Here is an 18,223-nt window from a genome sequence, read left to right on the forward strand (position 1 = left end):
TCGCCGTCTAGATTCGCAGCCGCCTGGTCCGGGCTGGGTGGTAGGTGAAGGCCCAGCGGTCTGTGCCGGTCTTGTGGCGGGTGTAGCGGTCGGGGTGCTGGTAGCGGTCGCGGTTGTGGAACTGGCAGGCCGGGCCCAGGAGTTTGAGGTCGGTCAGGCCGCCGGTGCTCCAGTTGTCGGCGTGGTCGATCTGGCACCTGGTGGCGGGCAGGGGGCAGCCGTCGATCCAGCAGGTGGCGTAGCGGGCGTAGATCGCCCGCCGCTGGGCGGGGGTGGCCAGGCGGACTTTGCGGCCCATGTCCAGGACCTGCCCGTCGGCGTTCATGACGATCCGTACCAGGGTGGAGGTGCGGGCCAGCCGGTGCACGCTGGAGACGGGCAGCACCTGCCCGGTCGCCAGCAGCAACCCCGGCGCCGTCCCCAACACCGCCCCCAGCGGCGCGTCCGCCAAATTGCCCGGCTCTGTCCCCGGTGACGCCCCCGGCTCTGGTCCCGGTGGCCTCTCCGGCTCTGGTCCCAGCACGCCCTGCGGCGACCCTGGCTCTGGTCCCGGTGGCGGCCCCGGTTCTGGTCCCCACGCGCCGGGCGCTCCCGGCGTCCTCGGTGTTTCCGGCGCTGTGGTCGAGCACCGCGCCCTACTGCCGCACCCGCACACGGCCTCGCCTTGGCCGGACCACTGGTGCTCGTGTCGTCCGGTCGTGTCATCGCCGGACTGCACTTCATGGGGGCCGGTCGCAAGGTCGTCGCTGTTAACGGCGCTCCCGCCGGTGCTCTCGACGGTGCTCTCGACGGTGGCCTCTGTGGCCTCATCGGCCCCGGCACCTACCGCAGAAGCGGCCTCCCCGGCCTCCCCGGCAGCACCGGTCTCGGCATGGCCGACAGGGTCGGTGCTGGCGACGTCAGTCGTGTCCCCCTCGGCGGGGGCGCTGGTGTCCTCGCTGTCCCGGCTGTCCTCAGCCGCCTCGGCGTTCCGAGCGCTCTCGGCGTCCTGGGCGCTGTGGCTGTCCTGAGTGTCTTCCGGGGCCTCGGGGTGCTCGGAGGTCTCAGGGCCGGGGGTGGGGTCGGCAGGGAGGGATTCGGCGTTGACCAGGACCAGGAGCTCGGCGGCGATCTTCTCCTCCAGCAACGCCATGAACGCATCCGCCTGACGCACCCTCAATGGCCGGTCATCGCCCTCCGCCTTCGGCCTGGCATACGCATCCAGCAACGCCTGCAACCGGGCGGCCGCCTCGCGCGGCAGATAGAACTCCCCCTCAAGCCCCCCGCCCTTGCCGGGGCGGACCCGAAGGAACCGCCGCCCGTAATCGGCCCGCTCATCGCGGTCCTCACCATCGGGGTCCAGCACCGCCCGCAGATAACGGCCGGCCCTGGCCACCTCCGCCGCCCCCGCCTTGCCCGCCAGCTCCAGCAGAATCGGCTCAGCCAAGGCGGCCTGCTCATCGGACAGGCCAGAGATCGCCGCGCAGATGGCCTCCACCACCCCCGCCGCCAACCCACCCGCGGCGAACTTCTCCCGCCGCTCGCGAACATGCCCAGCGCGCGCCGGAACTCGGCGGGCGTGGGCGGCGCCACCTCGGTGAACTCGGGGTCGGCCGGTGCAGCGGTCATGGACTCACCTCGCGTGGGTGTCGGTGCCTCAGGTAACGAACTTACAAACCCCCTTGGGGGCGGCTCGCAAGGGGATCCCGGTCAATGGAAGGCGCGTACGGGCGTGGGCGTGGTCCGGGCAGGTCACGGGGCCTGCCCGTGCCGGTCTCGCTCATCGGGATGATCGCCCTGTTCGCGCCGTCTGTCCAGTTAGCGTCACGGAATCCGACACTGCGATTCGGGACGGACAATGACGGAGCTGACCTACGAGTCGACCCTGCGGGAACTCGTGACCGACCAGGGCGTGCTGCGCTACCACGAGGCCGGACAGGGCCCGCCGCTGCTGCTCCTGCACGGTTCGGGGCCCGGGGTAACCGGCTGGCGCAACTACCGCGGCAACCTGGCGGCGTTCGCCGAGCACTTCCGCTGCCTGGTGCTGGAGTTTCCCGGATTCGGGGTCAGCGACCCGACCGACCAGCACCCGATGATGGCCGCGAACGGCGCGGTGATCCGATTCCTGGACGGGCTCGGACTCCAGCAGGTCGACGTGATCGGCAACTCCATGGGAGGGATCGTGGGCACCCAGGTGGCGCTCGCCCACCCCGACCGGATCCGGCGCCTCGTGACCATCGGCGGCATGGGCCGCAACATCTTCAGCCCCTCGCCGGGCGAGGGCATCAAGCTCCTGATGGAGTTCACCGAGGAGCCCACCCGTGAGCGGCTCATCCAGTGGCTGCACTCCATGGTGTACGACCCGGCCCTCGTCACCGAGGAGCTGATCGAGGAGCGCTGGGCCCTCGCCACCGAGCCGGAGACGCTGGCCGCCGCGCGCCGCATGTACGGCAGGGCCGCCTTCGCCGCCGGCCAGAAGGCCGCCGCGAAGTCGGACACCCCGCCGTACTGGGCGATGCTGCACAAGCTGAAGGCCAGGACGCTCATCACCTGGGGCCGCGACGACCGGGTCAGCCCCGTCGACATGGCGCTCCTGCCGATGCGTACGGTCCCCGACGTCGAGGTCCACATCTTCCCCAACTGCGGCCACTGGGTGATGATCGAGCAGAAAGCCGCCTGGGAGAGCGTCGTGCTGGCCTTCCTCACCCGGAAGGACGAGCGGTGACCACATGGGATGAGGAGTTCGACCTCGTCATCGTCGGCAGCGGCGGCGGAGGCATGGCCGCCGCGCTGACCGCGCACGACAGCGGGCTGTCGTGCGTGGTGGTCGAGAAGGGCGGCAAGTTCGGCGGGAGCACCGGCATCTCCGGCGGCGGGATCTGGATCCCCAACAACCCGACCCTGCGGGCCAGGGGGCACGACGACAGCCGCGAGTCGATCCGGCGCTACCTCGACCTGCTGACCGAGGGCCGTGTTCCGGCCGCCCGGCTCGACGCGTACGTCGACAACGGCCCGGCGGCGATGGAGCTGCTCGAGAAGAGCAGGTGGATGCGGTTCTTCTGGGTGAAGGGCTACGCCGACTACCACCCCGAGTACGAGGGCGGCCGGCCGCTCGGCCGCTCGATCGAGGCACTGCCGTTCGACACCCGCAAGCTGGGCGAGGACGAGAAGTACCAGCGGCCGAACAACATGAAGGGCCCGCTCGGCCTGTGGATCACCGCCAAGGACTACCACGACCTGGCCATGGTCAAGCGCACCTGGCGCGGCCGCTGGGCCTCGGTCGTCGCGGCCTGGCGGGTGTCGTCCAACGTGGTCCGCCGCCGGCACATGGCCACCGGCGGGCGCGCGCTCGTCGCCCGGCTGCGCATGGCGCTCAAGGACGCCGGGATCCCGCTGTGGCTGAAGACGCCGATGACCGACCTCGTCACCGACGAGAGTGGCGCGGTCACCGGCATTGTGGCGCGGCGTGAGGGCAGGACGGTCCGCGTCCGCGGCCGGTACGGCGTGCTGCTGGCGACCGGCGGCTTCGACCACAACACGCAGTTGCGCGAGAGGTACCTGCCCGAGGGCGCCAGGCCCGACTTCGGCATGGGCGCCAGGGAGAACACCGGCGACGGCATCCTCGCCGGCGAGCGCGCCGGCGCCGCCCTCGACCTGATGGACGACGCCTGGTGGATGCCGGCCGTACGGCATCCGGCCGGGGCGACGATCCCGCTGGTGTCCGAGCGGTGCATCCCGCCGTCGGTCATCGTCTCGCGGGACGGCCGGCGGTTCACCAACGAGTCCGCGCCGTACGTGAACTTCGTGCACGACCAACTGGCCGGCGGCCACGTCCCGGCCTGGTTCGTGATGGACGCGAAGGCCCGGGCGCGCTATCCCTTCGCGCAGATCCTGCCGGGCATGCCGATCCCGCAGGAGTTCTACGACCAGGGCATCGCGTTCCGGGCGGACACCCTCGCCGGGCTGGCGGACAAGATCGGCGTCCCGGCGGGCGCGCTGACCGAGACCGTCCAGCGCTTCAACGGGTTCGCCCGGGTGGGCAAGGACGAGGACTTCGGCCGCGGCGACAGCGCCTACGACCGCTACTACGGTGACCCGACGCTGAGGAACCCCAACCTCGACGTGATCGACAAGGCGCCCTTCTACGCGTTCCGGCTCGAGGTCGGCGACCTCGGCACCAAGGGCGGTCTGGTGTGCGACGAGCACGGCCGGGTGCTGCGGGCAGGCGGCGCGCCCATCGAGGGCCTGTACGCGACCGGCAACACCTCGGCGTCGGTGATGGGCAACGAGTACGCCGGGCCGGGGGCCACGATCGGCCCGTCCATCGTCTTCGGCTACATCGCCGCGCGGCACGCCGCCCTGCGGGCACGCGCGACCGGCACGACCAGCACCGCCGGCACCACGAACACGGCATGACGGTGGGGGAGATGACGCAGGGGGGAGCGCTCAGGGTCCGGGTGGTCGAGGTGGTCAAGGAGACCGCCGACGCCCACTCGCTGGTCCTCGAGCCCGCGGAGGGGGACCCGTCCAAGTTCTCGTACAAGCCGGGGCAGTTCCTGACGATCCGGGTGCCGACCACCCGGCCGGAAGGCGCCGCGCGCTGCTACTCGCTGAGCAGCTCGCCGCTGTGCGACGACAAGCTCAAGGTCACGGTGAAGCGCACCCGGGGCGGCTACGGCTCGAACTGGATCTGCGACAACGTCACCGAGGGCGACGTGCTGGAGGTGCTGCGGCCGTCGGGGCTGTTCACCCCCGGGTCGCTGGACGAGGACCTGCTGCTGCTGGCGGGCGGCAGCGGTGTCACCCCGGTGATGTCGATCCTCAAGTCGTGCCTGCGCGCCGGGACCGGCTCGGTCGTGCTCGTCTACGCCAACCGGGACGAGAACTCCGTGATCTTCCGGGACGAGCTGGTCGCGCTGGCCGCCGAGCACGGCGAGCGGCTGACGGTGATCCACTGGCTGGAGTCCGTGCAGGGCCTGCCCACCGCGGCGGGCCTGGCCGCGCTGACCCGGCCGTACGCCGGGCGGGAGGCGTTCGTCTGCGGGCCCGGGCCGTTCATGGACCTGGCCGTCGACGTGCTGACCCGGCACGGCACGCGGCCCGAGCGCGTCCACGTGGAGAAGTTCGAGTCGCTGGCCACCGACCCGTTCGCGGAGACCGAGGTGGTGCTCGACGCGGCGGGTCCCGTCAGCACCGTCGAGGTCGAGCTCGACGGCGAGACGAGGACGCTGACCTGGCCGCGCGGCAACAAGCTGCTCGACGTGCTGCTCGAGGCCGGCCTCGACGCGCCCTACTCCTGCCGTGAGGGCTCGTGCAGCGCGTGCGCGTGCGTGCTGCTTGAGGGCGAGGTCGAGCTGGAGCACAACACGGTGCTCGACAGGCAGGACCTCGCCGACGGCCTGATCCTGGGCTGCCAGGCGATCCCGCTCAGCGACCGGCTCAAGGTCACCTACGACGCGTGACCTCGCGCGCAGCGGCTCCACTCCCACTGCGCTCCCACTGTGCTCCCACTGTGCTCCCACTGCGCTCCCACTGCGCTCCCACTGAGCGGGAGACGGACGGGCGGGGCGGCGGGCATGACGCGACCCTTTGACCATCAGTAGGACACGAGGAGGACCGATGCTGGACGAGGCACTGCGGGCGGAGGCGGCCGGGCGGCTGCGGGCGGCCGAGCGGGACCGCTCGCCGATCGAGCCGCTGACCGACGCCTACCCGGGCATCGACGTGGTGGACGCCTACGAGATCCAGCTTGCCAACATCCGGCGGCGCCTGGCGGCCGGGTCCCGGGTGTACGGGCACAAGGTGGGCCTGTCCTCCCCGGTCATGCAGCGGATGATGGGCGTGGACGAGCCCGACTACGGCCACCTGCTCGACGACATGGTGCTGTCGCAGGACGAGCCGATCGAGGCCGCGCGCTACTGCTACCCCCGGGTCGAGGTCGAGATCGGGTACGTGCTCGGGGCGAGCCTGCCCGGCGAGGGCTGCACCGAGGAGGACGTGCTCGCCGCGACCGAGTACGTCGTGCCGAGCATCGAGCTGATCGACAGCCGCATCACGGACTGGCGGATCCGCCTGGCCGACACGATCGCGGACAACGCGTCCTCGGCCGGGGTGATCCTCGGCGACGCCCGGGTGAGCCCCAAGGGCATGGACCTGGCCGGCATCGAGGCCGTGCTCCACGACGGGACCGGCGCGGAGGTCGCCCGGGGCAACACCAGCGCCGTGCTCGGGAACCCCACCACCGCCGTGGCCTGGCTGGCCAGGAAGGTCGCCTCGTTCGGGGTCAAGCTCGAGGCCGGGCACGTCGTCCTCCCCGGATCCTGCACCAGGGCCGTCGACGTGCGCCCCGGCGACGTCTTCCGCGCCGAGTTCGCCGGGCTCGGCTCCGTCACCGCTCGATTCGAATAAGAGGACCTCATGAGTAAGGCGACCGCCGCGATCGTCGGCTCGGGCAACATCGGGACCGACCTGATGTACAAGCTGCTGCGCTCGGCGCACATCGAGCCGCGCTGGATGATCGGCGTGGACCCCGACAGCCCGGGCCTCAAGCGGGCCGCCGACCATGGCCTGATCACCTCGGCCGACGGCGTGGACTGGCTCCTCGGCCGGGACGAGCGGCCCGACATCGTCTTCGAGGCGACCTCGGCGTACGTGCACAGGGAGAACGCGCCGAAGTACCGCGAGCTGGGCATCCAGGCCGTCGACCTGACGCCGGCCGCGATCGGCCCGGCGGTGGTGCCCGCGGTCAACCTCGGCGCCCACCTCGACGCCCCCAACGTCAGCCTGATCACCTGCGGCGGCCAGGCGACGATCCCGATCGTGCACGCGGTCTCGCGGGTCACCGAGGTGGCGTACGCGGAGATCGTGGCCAGCGTGGCCTCTCCGTCGGCCGGTCCCGGCACCCGCGCCAACATCGACGAGTTCACCAAGACGACCGCGCGCGGCATCGAGACGATCGGCGGCGCCAGGCGGGGCAAGGCCATCATCATCCTCAACCCGGCCGAGCCGCCGATGCTCATGCAGGACACGATCTTCTGCTCGATCCCCGTCGACGCCGACCGGGACGCGATCGCGGCCTCGATCAAGGAGGTCGCCGCCGACGTCGCCTCCTACGTGCCCGGCTACCGGCTGCGGACCGAGCCCCAGTTCGACGACCCGACGGCGGTCAGCGGCGGGCTCGCCCGCGTCGCGGTGTTCGTCGAGGTCGAGGGCGCCGGCGACTTCCTGCCGCCCTACTCCGGCAACCTCGACATCATGACGGCCGCCGCCACCAAGGTCGGCGAGGGCTTCGCGCAGCGCATCCACTCGTAAGGAGACCGACCCATGCCCTACAGCGCCGACCTCGACATCAGGGTCACCGACTCGTGCCTGCGGGACGGCTCGCACGCCAAGCAGCACCAGTTCACCGTCGAGCACGTACGGTCCATCGTCGCCGCGCTGGACGACGCGGGCGTGCCGGTCATCGAGGTGACGCACGGCGACGGCCTCGGCGGCTCGTCGTTCAACTACGGGTTCAGCCACACGCCCGAGCAGGAGCTCATCAAGGCCGCGGTCGACACGGCCAGGCGCGCGAAGATCGCGTTCCTGATGCTGCCCGGCGTCGGCGTCAAGGACGACATCCGCGAGGCCGCCGACAACGGCGCGAGCATCTGCAGGATCGCCACCCACTGCACCGAGGCCGACGTCTCGATCCAGCACTTCGGGCTGGCCAGGGAGCTCGGCCTGGAGACGGTCGGCTTCCTGATGATGTCGCACAGCCAGTCGCCGGAGGTTCTAACCAAGCAGGCCCGCATCATGGCCGACGCGGGCTGCCAGTGCGTCTACGTCGTCGACTCGGCCGGGGCGCTGATCATGGAGCAGACGGGCGACCGCATCGCCGCGCTCGTGGCCGAGCTGGGGGACGACGCCCAGGTCGGCTTCCACGGCCACGAGAACCTCGGGCTCGGGGTGGCCAACTCGATCCTCGCCGTACGGGCCGGGGCCAAGCAGATCGACGGCTCGGTGCGGCGGTTCGGCGCCGGCGCGGGCAACACGCCGCTGGAGGCCTTCGCCGCCGTCACCGACAAGCTCGGCATCCGCACCGGCATCGACACCCTCAAGATCATCGATGCCGCCGAGGACGTGGTCCGCCCGATCATGGACGGCGAGTGCCTGCTCGACCGGCTGACCCTGACCATGGGCTACGCCGGGGTCTACTCCAGCTTTCTCAAGCACGCCGACCGTCAGGCGAGGAAGTACGGCGTGTCCGGCGCCGAGATCCTCATGGAGGCCGGGCGCCGCAAGCTCATCGGCGGTCAGGAAGACCAGCTCATCGAAATCGCAGTCGCCCTCGCGGCGAAGAAGTGAGAACAGCCATGGCCAACCCGGTACTCGAAGCGATCACCCAGCGCGCCGAGGAGATCAGCGCCCTCGGCCCCTCCAACGAGACGCTGTGCCGGCTGGACGACCAGGCCGCCAAGGTGCTGCGCGAAGCGGGCGTCATCCGCATGCTCCAGCCGAAGATCCACGGTGGCTTCGAGTTCCACCCGCGCGACTACGCCGAGACGATCATGAAGCTGGCGAGCCTCGACGGCTCGACCGGCTGGGTCGCGGGCGTCGTGGGCGTGCACCCCTGGGAGATGGCCTTCGCCGACCCGCGGGTCCAGCAGGAGATCTGGGGCGAGAACCAGGACACCTGGATCGCCTCGCCGTACGCGCCGATGGGCATCGCCCGGCCGGTCGACGGCGGCTACGTCTTCAACGGCCGCTGGCAGTTCTCCTCCGGCACCGACCACTGTGACTGGATCTTCCTGGGCGGCATGCTCGGCGACGCCGAGGGCAAGATGGCCCAGCCGCCGGTCTCGCTGCACCTCATCCTGCCGCGGTCGGACTACGAGATCGTCGAGGACTCCTGGAACGTCGTCGGCCTGCGCGGCACCGGCAGCAAGGACATCATCGTCAAGGACGCGTTCGTCCCCGGCTACCGGGTGATCCCCTACAACAAGGTCGTGGACGGCAGCCAGGCCAAGGAGGCCGGGCTGACCAACCCGCTCTACCACATGCCGTTCTCCGCGGCGTTCCCGCTCGGGATCACCGCCGCGGTCGTCGGCATCGCCGAGGGCGCGCTCGCGCACCACATGGCGTACCAGAGGAGCCGCGTGCAGATCACCGGCACCAGGATCAAGGACGACCCGTACGTCCTGTACGCGATCAGCGAGGCGGCGGCCGAGATCGCGGCGGCCCGCTCGGCGCTGCTCGACAACGCCTCGCGGATGTACGACATCGTGGCCTCCGGCCGCGAGGTGACCTTCGACGAGCGGGCCGTGGGCCGCCGCACCCAGGTCCAGGCGGCCTGGCGCGCGGTGCGGGCGATGGACGAGATCGTGGCCCGGTCGGGCGGCAACGCGATGCGCGTGGACAACCCGATCCAGCGCTTCTGGCGGGACGCCCACGTCGGGCTGGCCCACGCGATCCACGTGCCCGGCTCGGTCTTCCACGTCTCCGCCCTGACGCAGCTCGGCATCGAGCCGCCGCACGGCCCGATGCGCTCGATGATCTGAAGAGTGCCGGTTCCCGCCGGCGAGCGTGCCGGAGTCGAAGCCGTCAGGACTGGGCGAACATCTGGTCGTAGACGCCGGAGTGCCGGCGTCCGGCCATGAAGTCCAGGAACCGGCGGACGAACTCGCCACGGGTCAGCCGTTCGCCGACGTCTCCGCCGCCCGGGTCCTGATCGAAGGCCGTCCGGAAGAGAGCCCGGCACTCCCGGGCGTCGATGACCTGGTCGTCGTCCGTGTCGGTGACGTCGAACAGGACCTCGGCGATCCTGATGAGGGCGGGGCCGGCCATGGCGGCCGCCGCCGCGGCGTACTCGCCGCCGGTGATGCGTCCGTCGCCGTCGGTGTCGAGCTCCTTCTGCAGCTCGCGCCACCAGTCGGCGAAGGCGGCGAACAGGCGATCCTCGTCCTGGGTGTCCAGGTCGAGACGGGTGGCGATCTCCCGGGCCATCGCGGCGAGGTCGGGCCAGCGGAGGTGGCCGTCGCCGGTCTGATCGAGGACCTCGGAGAAGAAGCGCGAGGCGGAGCGCACCGCTGAGTCGCCGGCGGCCGCCGTCTCCTGACCGGGCGTGATGAGGCGCAGGAGCGCCCCGGCTTTCGCCATGCCACGGCGTAGCCCCGCCAGTGCCTCGCCGCCCCGCTGCGGCGTGTAGCCCGGGTCGAGCATGGTCATGACCGTGTCGAGCCGTGTCCACGACTCCGGCAGCAGCCGCGTCGCGAGACTCGTGGACAGGCAGGCGGCGTGCATCAGCGTGCGCGTGCCGGGCACCTCGGCGAGGCCCAGTCGCGCGCGGAGCGACTCGGGCAGCGACGCCACGATGATCGCGCTGGCCGTGGGGCCGGCGATCGCCCTGCCCGCCGCCCACACGGCCGGCCGGTCGCGGAGCAGAGGGGGCGCGGGTACCTGCGCGAAAAGGCGGTCGAGGATGACGTGGACCGCTTCGGTGTTCTCCAGCCGCTCCTCGACGACGGACGTGTAGTAGCGCCAGAACTCCCGCAATGTGGGCGGAAGCTTGCCGCCGTAGGGGTCCATCAGTGCGAGGAACGCCTGGAACTCGGCGTACAGCCGGTCCAGGGCGGGGCCGTCGAGGGACTCGCCGCTGAGCCGGTACATCGTGACAGTGGACTCGAACAGCGTCGCCACCACCCAGGCGCGAACCTCGGGATCCGCGGCGTTGAACGGACGGTTCTCCGCGTCGGTGCCGGTGATGCGGGCGTGCAGACGGTTGAGCCGGGCCGCCTCCCGCCGCCGTACTTCGCTGTCGGGGTCGACCATCCGCTGCGCGCTGAGCACGGTGTTGCGCAGGCGCCGCCACGGGTGCGCGACGAAGGTCGAGTTGGTGATCAGCGCGGCGCCGATCTGCGGGTGCGCGGCCTCCAGGACAATGGCCCGGGTCGCCACCAGCCCCCAGCGTGTCTGGTGGGTCAACCGGTGGAGCATCGATCCCGGGCCGAGCGGATCGGCGTCGGTTCCGGCGGGTGCGGCGTCGCTCATCGACATTCCTTTCCTGTCAGGGCCGGTGCCTGCACACCGCCGAACCGGCGGTCGCGCCGCCGGTAGGTCTCCAGGCATTCCCAGAAGTGCCCGGCGCGGAAGTCCGGCCACAGCACCCGGGGGAAGACCCATTCGGCGTAGGCCACCTGCCACAGCATGAAGTTGGAGATCCGCTGCTCTCCGGAGGTGCGGATGACCAGGTCCACCTCCGGCATGTCGGGGTGGGGCAGACGACGGGCGAAACTCTCCTCGGTGACCTGCTCGGGCGGCACCCCGTCGCGGATCAGCGACCGGGCGGCCTCGACGATGTCGCGGCGACCGCCGTGGTCGAACGCCACCGTCAGCGTCATCCGCCGGTTGTCGCGGGTCAGCGTCGTCAGGTCGGCGATGTCCCGGGCCAGCGCGGGCGGGATCCGCGGATCGGTGACACCGAGGAACCGGCAGCGGATTCCGCGTGTGTGCAGGGACAGGGCGTGTTTGCGGAGGGCGCGGCGAACCAGCCGAAGCAGGTCGTCGACCTCGGCGGCCGGACGTCGCCAGTTCTCCGTGGAGAAGGCGTACAGGCTCAGCCACCCGACGCCGGCCGTGTGGGCCGCCTCGATGACATCGATCACGGCGGTCTCCGCCGCCCGATGCCCCTCGACGCGGGGCAGCGACCGCTGCGCGGCCCACCGGCCGTTCCCGTCCATGACGCACGCCACGTGATGAGGCACGCCTCTCACATCGCCCGCCTCGGGGAGGAGTACATGGTCACTTCCGTCGTTCGCCGCCATCCCCGGCCCTGGTTCGGGGAGGGGAGGAGAGTGATCTCTCCGGTGACGGACTCTTTCACGCTGCGAGATGAAATGACTACTTACCGTTAGTAGTCATGATCCTTACCCTGGGTGCCGGGCGAGGGGATTCGGGTGCCGTCCCTGTGAGTGGGTCCGGGTTGTCGCAGGTAAAGACGTGTTTTGTCCCGTTTACACCATTCTGGTGGTGTGTGTACCTTTAGGGCACACGGTTTGGGGTACCGACCGGCCTCCGGTGCCGTATCCCTTGCCGTGTCGTTGCCCGGTCCGCGCGGTGCCATGACCGTGCGGCCGCCGAATCCGCGATCTGCGGAGCCGGGGACCCACTTCTCTCCGGGGTGAATCGGGAGCAGCCCCCAGATGCGCTCGTAGGGCACTTCCTGCCCGAACCCGTCAGCTAACCCGGTAGGCGGCATGGAAGCAAGGAGTCAACCCCGACATGTCCACCCACCGCCCCTCCCTCGGTCGCCGGCCCTCCGGCCGGCGCCTGCGCTCCGCCCTCGCGGCGGCGACCCTCGCGGTTTCGGCCGCCACGGCCGGCGTCACGGCGGCCGTCGTCCTGCCCGCTCCGGCCTACGCCAACCCGCACACGTACGGCCAGGACGTCTCCGGCTACGAGGCCGACCACGACTGGATGAACAGCCGTGCGCAGTTCGGCTTCATCAAGGCGACCGAGGGCACGTCCTGGGTCGACTCGTCCTTCCCCCGGCACTGGCGTGAGCTGGACAAGAAGGGCATCGTCCGCGGCGTCTACCACTACGGTCATCCCAAGAACGACCCCATCGCCGAGGCCGACCACTTCCTCGACGTGGTGAGCTCGCAGCCGGGCAAGCCCGGCGACATCCTGGTGCTCGACCTGGAGACCAGCGACGGCCAGTCGGTCGAGCACGTCAACGAGTGGGCCAAGGCCTGGCTGGAGTACGTGACGGCCAAGACCGGGACCAAGCCGATGTTCTACAGCGGCTGGAACTTCGCCGACAAGTACGGCCGCGGCCTCGGCGACTACCCGCTCTGGGTGGCCCACTACAGCAAGGCTCCGGGCGACATCACGCCGCCCGCCGACTGGAAGGCCTGGGCGATCCATCAGTACACCGACTCGCCCATCGACCAGAACGTCTCCGCGCTGACGCCCGCCGAGTTGCGCGCGCTCGGCCGCCAGTAGCCGCACGGCCCCCGGGGCGGGCGTCCCGCCCCGGGGGCCGTGCCGGCCTCAGACCACCGCGCCGGAGCCGTCGCGCCGCGCGGGCTTGACCCGCGGTGCGGCGGGAGCCGGCGGCGGCTGACCGGAGCGCCGCTCCAGCGCGATCGCCACCGGCCCGGCCACGAACGACGACGACAGCGTGCCCACGACGATGCCGATCAGCAGGGCGACGGCGAAGTCCCGCAGCGAGTCGCCGCCGAACACCGCCAGCGCCGCCAGGATGAACAGCGCCCCGAGTCCGGTGTTGACCGTGCGCGGCGCGGTCTGCAGGATCGCGGCGTTCACCACGCGGCCGAACGGCTCGCCGCGCCGCACCGGCCACAGCTCGCGCACCCGGTCGAACAGCACGACCTTGTCGTTGACCGAGTAACCGATGATCGTGAGCATCGCGGCCAGGAACACCCCGTCGATCGGCTTGCCCAGCCAGGCGAACGTGCCGATGACGACGGCGGCGTCCACGAACAGCGCCGCCACGGCCGCCGTGCCGAACGTCCACCGGAACCGGAACGCCAGGTAGGCGAGCTGCGCGGCGAGCGCGACGGCGAGCGCGATGATCGCGTTGCGGCGCAGCTCCTCGCCCAGGCTCGGCCCGATGAGCTCGTCGCGCTGCTTGGTGACCTCGCCCACGCTCCGGTCCAGCGCCTCCTCCACGCGGACCACGTCGTCGGCGCTGATCTGCCCGGTGCGCACCGAGATCGCGTCGTCCGACCGCTGCACGACGGCCGAGGGGAACCCGGCGTCCGCCACCGCCTGCCTGGCCGCCGCGACGTCGACGGGCCTGCTCGTGCCGAACTCCACGATCCGCCCGCCGGTGAACTCGACGCCGTAGTTCAGCCCACGGGTGACCAGCCCCGCACCCGCCAGCACGAGCAGCCCGGCCGCGACGGCGAGCCACAGCCGCCTGCCCCGCATGAGGTCCGGGTCGCGCCGGGTGAGCCAGCTCCTGACCCGGCCGATGGAGCCGATGCCGGACGCCCGCGGGCCGATCCTGCTGATCAGCATGTGGGTGAGCACCCGGGTGATCAGCATGGCCGAGACCAGCGAGGCCAGCACGCCGATGGCCAGTGTCACGCCGAAGCCCTTCACCGGTCCCGAAGCCAGCCAGAACAGCAGCCCGGCGGCGAGCAGGGTGGTGATGTTGGAGTCGGCGATCGCGCTCCAGGCGTTCTTGAACCCTCGTTCGAGGGCCGCCTTGAGGCCCCGGCGGGGCGCCTCGCCGTACTCCTCCCTGGCCCGTTCGAAGACCAGCACGTTGGCGTCCACCGCCATACCGATCGCCAGGACGAACCCGGCCAGGCCGGGCAGTGTGAGCGTGGCTCCCATGGCGACGAGCCCGGCGTAGGAGATCAGGCCGTAGCAGGCGAGCGCGACCGCGGCCAGCACGCCCACCACCCGGTAGACGACGCCGATGAACAGCGCGGTCAGGATCACTCCGACGATGCCGGCCTTGGCGCTCGCCGCGATGGCGTCGGCGCCGAGGGTCGGGCCGACCGTGCGCTGCTCGACCATTTCCAGCGGCACAGGGAGCGAGCCGCCCTTGACCAGCACCGCGAGGTTCTGCGCCTCCTGGGCGGTGAACGACCCGGTGATCTGCGTGGTGCCGCCGCTGATCCCCGCCTCGCAGGCGATCGACTCGTCCACCTGCGGCGAGGAGATGATCTCGTTGTCGAGGACGATGGCGACGCGGCGCTTGTGGTCGCCGGGAGGCGCGCAGGCCGCCGTCCCGGTCAGCTCCCGCCAGGGTCCGGGCTCCTTGAAGTCGATCGTGACGAACCAGCCGGGCCCCAGCTGGGGGTCGGTGCGCGCGGCGGCGTCGGTGACGCCGGCCCCGCTGAGCGCGACCGGTCCGAGCTTCAGCTTCTGGCCGCTCTCGTCGGCGATCGCGTCCTTGTCGCCGGCCTCCGCGGGACCGAGCACCGGATGGAAGTTGAGCTGGGCGGTCTTGCCGATGACCGCGGCGGCCTCGCGCGGGTCGAGCACGCCGGGCAGTTCGACGATGATCCGCTTCTCGCCGGAGCGGACCAGCGTGGGATCGACGACTCCGAGGGCGTCCGCCCGGCGCCGGAGCACGTCGAGGGCACGGTCGGTGGCGTCGGCGTCGGCCTTGACCGTGGGAGAGTCCTTCGTCTCGAAGACGAGCTGGGTGCCGCCGCGCAGGTCGAGGCCGAGGCGCGGGGCCATGGTGAGGGCGAGCAGCAATGAGGTCGCGATGACGGCGAGCGCCGCCACCGCACGCCACATGGGCGCACGGGACATGAAGCCTCCACAGGCGTACGAGTGGGAAAGGTCTCAGTACGCGGTGGAGGGAGGAGCGCGGGCCGGGGCGGCCCGGCGCGGGCACTGGGCGGGCGGGCCGTCGTGGTGCGGCCCGGCCCGGGTGACCCGGGTGCCGCCGCGCGGCGCCGCGGGGTTGGGCAGCACGACCGGCCCGCCGGACAGGCCTGGGCCGCCCGCGCCCGACTGGACGCGGGGCGGGTCGCCCTGGGCCGGCCGCGTCGCGTGGGCCGGGGCGCAGATCCGCGTGTCCGTGAGCCGTGCGCCGTCACGCGCCGGGGCCTGGCGGAGGGCCCCCTGGCGCAGGCCGCTCGCCGTGGCCGCCACACGACTCGTGGTGTGGGGGCCCGCGACGTGGAGACCGGCGGCGCGATGCGGCGTCTCCCACGCGGACGCGGACGCGGGCACGCCGCCGGCGGTCAGGACGATCGCGTGCAGCAGGAGCAGCAGCGCGGCGGTCAGCCTGCGTCGCACGATCGTTGCCTCCCTTCCGCGTTCGCCCGGTCCTCCGGCCACCGTAGCGAGTTCCGCGCGCATATGCCGCATGCCGTACGGGCGGTAACGGGAAACGCACCCGTGCGGAGGGGGCCGTCCCGCCGGAAACGGGTACACCGAACGGATGGCGGAAACCGGGCAGGCACCGAGCGGGAGAAACGGGCGGTGGGAAACGCGGATGACCGTTTCGCGAAGGTGGGTTATGGTCGGTCTCATGGCGACCTCACGACGTGACACGTGCGGGTCCACCGCCTTCACGTTGGTGGTGGGCCTGCTGATGCTCGCCCTCGCGCTGGTCGCCTCCACCCCCGCCTGGTACGGCGGGGATCCCGCTCAGCGTACCCCGCAGGCCGCGGCCGAGGTGTGGACACCGGGGGCGTGGACGCCGCAGTCGGCGACCCTGCCCGCGGGCCCCGCCGGTCCCGAGCACCTGCCGTTCCCGTTCCGGTCGCGCGTCGCCGTGGCCGTGGCTCCCGTCTCCGCACCGGTGCCCGCCCGGAGCCACGAGGACATCGTCCTCAGCCCGCAACAGACCGGGCACCGCACCGCCGGCTCGCGCAGCCCACCACAGGTCAGGTGACACGAGCTCGCTCGGAGCGCGCCGGAACCGCGGCACCGTCCCGGTCCTCGTCGTCGCGCGCCTGACCCGTACCCGGCGACACCCGCCCGGCAGGTCAGGCGACCGGCGACGCGACCTGTGACGCGTGCCGGCTTTCGCGCATCCGCACCCCGCCGTGCCGCCGTGGCCGCCCGGCGCGCGACTGCGCGTCGTGCCCCCGGCGGTCGTCGCGGCGCGCCCTCCCGAGCAGAGCCTCCTGACCGCCGTCCCGCGGGCCTGCCCGCGTACTCGTCTCGCGCACCGGCGACCGGTGCGCCGAAGGCGCGCGCTCGCGCGCCGACATCGTCCTTCACCTGGAGTGATGCCGCTTATGGCAGAGATCAGGTCGCCGCGCCTCCTCTTCGAGGAGTGCCGGCGGTACACCGCGCAGCTGTCCGAACTGCGCATGCTGCTCGAGGAGCGGCTCCACGAGGCCCGGGCCGAGCTGGCCCGGGTGCGCGACCCGTACGACACGCGCGTACGGCAGGCACGGCACGACGTCGCCGCGATCGAGGCGGCGCTGGAGCGGATGGATCGGGGCCTCTACGGCACCTGCACCCGATGCGAGGCGTTCCTGCCGCTCGACCGGCTCCGGCTCGCGCCGCACGTGCAGCAGTGCGCGGCCTGCGCCGGAGAGGCCCGGATGTCGGCATGACGGTCATGACCGGCATGACCGGTGTCAACGGGAGGAGAGGCGGGGGAGCGGCCCTCGCCATCGACCTCGGGACCGCGCGGACCCGGCTGCTGCTGTCCGGCAGCACGGCGATCAAGGAGCGGCCTTCGGCGTGCGGCGATCCAGGGGCGCGCCGGTGGCCGGTGCGGCACGGCATGGTCGCCGACATGCCCGGATGCGCGCGGCTGGTCCGCACGGCGCTGCGGGACGCCGTGACCGAGCGGCACCCGCCCCTCGAACGCGTCCTGCTCGGCGTGCCGGTCGCGGCCTCGCGGCTGGACCGGCGAGCCGCGTACGCGGCGGTCAGCAGCGCCGCCGGCTGCCGGGTGACGATCGTCGAGGAGCCGCTGGCCGCGGCGGTCGGCTGCGGCGTGGACATCGCCGACCCGAGGCCGCGGCTCCTGCTCGACGCCGGGGCGGGGATCGCCGAGGCCGTCGTCATCCGGGCCGGCGAGATCGCCGACGCGGGTGCCGTACAGGTCGCCGTGGGCGGCCCGGCGGAGGGCGCCGGCTGCCCGCCGTTCGCGCGGGAACGCGTCGTGGCGATGGTCGCCGACCTGATCGCGCGCGTTCCCGCCGCTCTACGGGCCATCGCCAGGCAGCAGGGCCTGCTGATCACGGGCGGCGGCGCCCTCGACCCGGAGCTGGCCCGCAAGCTCTGCGCGGAGCTGCGGATCACCGTCAGCCCCGCGGCCGATCCCGCCAACGCGACCGTCAGAGGGCTGGCCTTCCTGCTGGCCACGGTCGAGCACCGCACTCCCGGCATTTCTGCCATCGGACGAGAGGACGTCGACGATGACCACCAGTGACGAGTTCACCGCCATCAGCAGGCCGCAGATGCAGGCCATGCGCGCCGACCTGGAGGAGCAGCTCCAGTGGCGTGAGGTGCAGCTGCGCGATCTGCGGGCCGCCGTCGACGGCGGCAACGACGGCGCGGCCAGGCTCGCCCTGCTCGCCGACGTCGCCGCCACCGAGCGGGCGACCGCCGAGCTGCGCAAGGCGCTGGAGCGGATCGAGGAGGGCAGCTACGGCCAGTGCGCCGACTGCGCCGCCGCCATCCCGTTCGGCCGGCTGAAGATCCGGCCCATGGCCCGCTACTGCATCACCTGCCAGCGGCGCCACGAGGCGCGCTGACGCAGGCGCGCCCGCTCCGCCCCCGCACGCCGGGGGCGGAGCGGCCCCGG

The 18,223-nt window shown here is 72.0% G+C and carries 17 protein-coding genes, 1 pseudogene and 1 riboswitch; of the genes and pseudogenes, 12 read left to right on the forward strand and 6 right to left on the reverse strand.

All coding sequences use genetic code 11. From position 1 onward, the window contains the following. Positions 1-7 precede the first annotated feature (7 nt). Both HHX41_RS21670 and HHX41_RS40810 read right to left on the reverse strand, forming a co-directional pair. Positions 8-1,132 carry a DUF222 domain-containing protein gene (locus HHX41_RS21670; protein ID WP_259401203.1) on the reverse strand — a complete coding sequence of 375 codons (1,125 nt, stop codon included), beginning with the start codon at positions 1,130-1,132 and terminating at the stop codon, positions 8-10. Further along, a pseudogene (locus tag HHX41_RS40810) lies at positions 1,112-1,504 on the reverse strand (DUF222 domain-containing protein); the annotation flags it as partial. The gene HHX41_RS21670 and the pseudogene HHX41_RS40810, both read right to left, overlap by 21 nt. A gap of 333 nt (positions 1,505-1,837) precedes the next feature. On the opposite strand from HHX41_RS40810, the gene HHX41_RS21675 reads away from it, so the two are divergent. The 7 genes from HHX41_RS21675 to HHX41_RS21705 all read left to right on the forward strand — a co-directional run bounded on the left by HHX41_RS21675 (position 1,838) and on the right by HHX41_RS21705 (position 9,518). Further along, positions 1,838-2,704 (forward strand): alpha/beta fold hydrolase, encoded by an 867-nt coding sequence (locus HHX41_RS21675; RefSeq protein ID WP_182907453.1) that lies wholly within the window; start codon positions 1,838-1,840, stop codon positions 2,702-2,704. Further along, positions 2,701-4,395, forward strand: a complete 1,695-nt coding sequence (locus HHX41_RS21680) for an FAD-binding protein (RefSeq protein ID WP_182907454.1) — start codon at positions 2,701-2,703, stop codon at positions 4,393-4,395. The genes HHX41_RS21675 and HHX41_RS21680 overlap by 4 nt, the downstream gene beginning before the upstream one ends. A gap of 11 nt (positions 4,396-4,406) precedes the next feature. Then, positions 4,407-5,441, forward strand: a complete 1,035-nt coding sequence (locus HHX41_RS41885) for a ferredoxin--NADP reductase (RefSeq protein ID WP_310742115.1) — start codon at positions 4,407-4,409, stop codon at positions 5,439-5,441. 157 nt (positions 5,442-5,598) lie between these two features. Then, positions 5,599-6,387, forward strand: coding sequence for a 2-keto-4-pentenoate hydratase (locus tag HHX41_RS21690; protein WP_182907456.1), 789 nt, complete (start codon positions 5,599-5,601; stop codon positions 6,385-6,387). Positions 6,388-6,396: 9 nt separating this feature from the next. Further along, positions 6,397-7,290 (forward strand): acetaldehyde dehydrogenase (acetylating), encoded by an 894-nt coding sequence (locus tag HHX41_RS21695; RefSeq protein ID WP_182907457.1) that lies wholly within the window; start codon positions 6,397-6,399, stop codon positions 7,288-7,290. 12 nt (positions 7,291-7,302) lie between these two features. Next, positions 7,303-8,325: a 4-hydroxy-2-oxovalerate aldolase gene (gene dmpG, locus HHX41_RS21700; RefSeq protein WP_182907458.1), complete on the forward strand. Its 1,023-nt coding sequence runs from the start codon at positions 7,303-7,305 to the stop codon at positions 8,323-8,325. A gap of 8 nt (positions 8,326-8,333) precedes the next feature. Continuing rightward, positions 8,334-9,518, forward strand: coding sequence for an acyl-CoA dehydrogenase family protein (locus tag HHX41_RS21705; RefSeq protein ID WP_182907459.1), 1,185 nt, complete (start codon positions 8,334-8,336; stop codon positions 9,516-9,518). Positions 9,519-9,561: 43 nt separating this feature from the next. On the opposite strand, the gene HHX41_RS21710 is transcribed toward HHX41_RS21705, so the two are convergent. Beyond that, the gene (locus HHX41_RS21710; protein WP_182907460.1) at positions 9,562-11,007 is read right to left on the reverse strand and encodes an oxygenase MpaB family protein; all 1,446 of its coding nucleotides are present in this window, start codon (positions 11,005-11,007) and stop codon (positions 9,562-9,564) included. Then, the gene (gene uppS, locus HHX41_RS21715) at positions 11,004-11,720 is read right to left on the reverse strand and encodes a polyprenyl diphosphate synthase (protein ID WP_310742116.1); all 717 of its coding nucleotides are present in this window, start codon (positions 11,718-11,720) and stop codon (positions 11,004-11,006) included. Before uppS ends, HHX41_RS21710 begins: the two co-directional genes overlap by 4 nt. Before the next feature lie 360 nt (positions 11,721-12,080). Next, a riboswitch (cyclic di-AMP (ydaO/yuaA leader) is annotated at positions 12,081-12,225 on the forward strand. A gap of 12 nt (positions 12,226-12,237) precedes the next feature. Here uppS and HHX41_RS21720 point away from each other — a divergent pair. Continuing rightward, positions 12,238-12,960 carry a glycoside hydrolase family 25 protein gene (locus HHX41_RS21720; RefSeq protein WP_182907462.1) on the forward strand — a complete coding sequence of 241 codons (723 nt, stop codon included), beginning with the start codon at positions 12,238-12,240 and terminating at the stop codon, positions 12,958-12,960. Between the two features lie 48 nt (positions 12,961-13,008). On the opposite strand, the gene secD is transcribed toward HHX41_RS21720, so the two are convergent. Together secD and HHX41_RS21730 are read right to left on the reverse strand one after the other, a co-directional pair. Further along, positions 13,009-15,255 carry a protein translocase subunit SecD gene (gene secD / locus HHX41_RS21725; RefSeq protein ID WP_182907463.1) on the reverse strand — a complete coding sequence of 749 codons (2,247 nt, stop codon included), beginning with the start codon at positions 15,253-15,255 and terminating at the stop codon, positions 13,009-13,011. Positions 15,256-15,288: 33 nt separating this feature from the next. Further along, the gene (locus tag HHX41_RS21730; protein WP_182907464.1) at positions 15,289-15,747 is read right to left on the reverse strand and encodes a hypothetical protein; all 459 of its coding nucleotides are present in this window, start codon (positions 15,745-15,747) and stop codon (positions 15,289-15,291) included. Positions 15,748-15,982: 235 nt separating this feature from the next. On the opposite strand from HHX41_RS21730, the gene HHX41_RS21735 reads away from it, so the two are divergent. The 4 genes from HHX41_RS21735 (at position 15,983) to HHX41_RS21750 (ending at position 18,173) form a co-directional block, all read left to right on the forward strand. Beyond that, complete coding sequence (locus HHX41_RS21735; RefSeq protein ID WP_169986917.1) at positions 15,983-16,348, forward strand: hypothetical protein; 366 nt, start codon at positions 15,983-15,985, stop codon at positions 16,346-16,348. Between the two features lie 349 nt (positions 16,349-16,697). Beyond that, a complete protein-coding gene (locus HHX41_RS21740; protein WP_182907465.1) occupies positions 16,698-17,021 on the forward strand; it encodes a TraR/DksA C4-type zinc finger protein in 324 nt (107 codons plus the stop codon). Then, on the forward strand, positions 17,018-17,848 hold the full coding sequence (locus HHX41_RS21745) for a rod shape-determining protein (protein WP_169986913.1): 831 nt from the start codon (positions 17,018-17,020) through the stop codon (positions 17,846-17,848). Before HHX41_RS21740 ends, HHX41_RS21745 begins: the two co-directional genes overlap by 4 nt. Next, complete coding sequence (locus tag HHX41_RS21750) at positions 17,835-18,173, forward strand: TraR/DksA family transcriptional regulator (RefSeq protein ID WP_169986911.1); 339 nt, start codon at positions 17,835-17,837, stop codon at positions 18,171-18,173. The genes HHX41_RS21745 and HHX41_RS21750 overlap by 14 nt, the downstream gene beginning before the upstream one ends. The last annotated feature ends 50 nt before the right edge of the window (positions 18,174-18,223 follow it).

It is taken from the genome of Microbispora sp. H13382 (assembly GCF_014161445.1).
Classification (GTDB): Bacteria; Actinomycetota; Actinomycetes; order Streptosporangiales; family Streptosporangiaceae; genus Microbispora.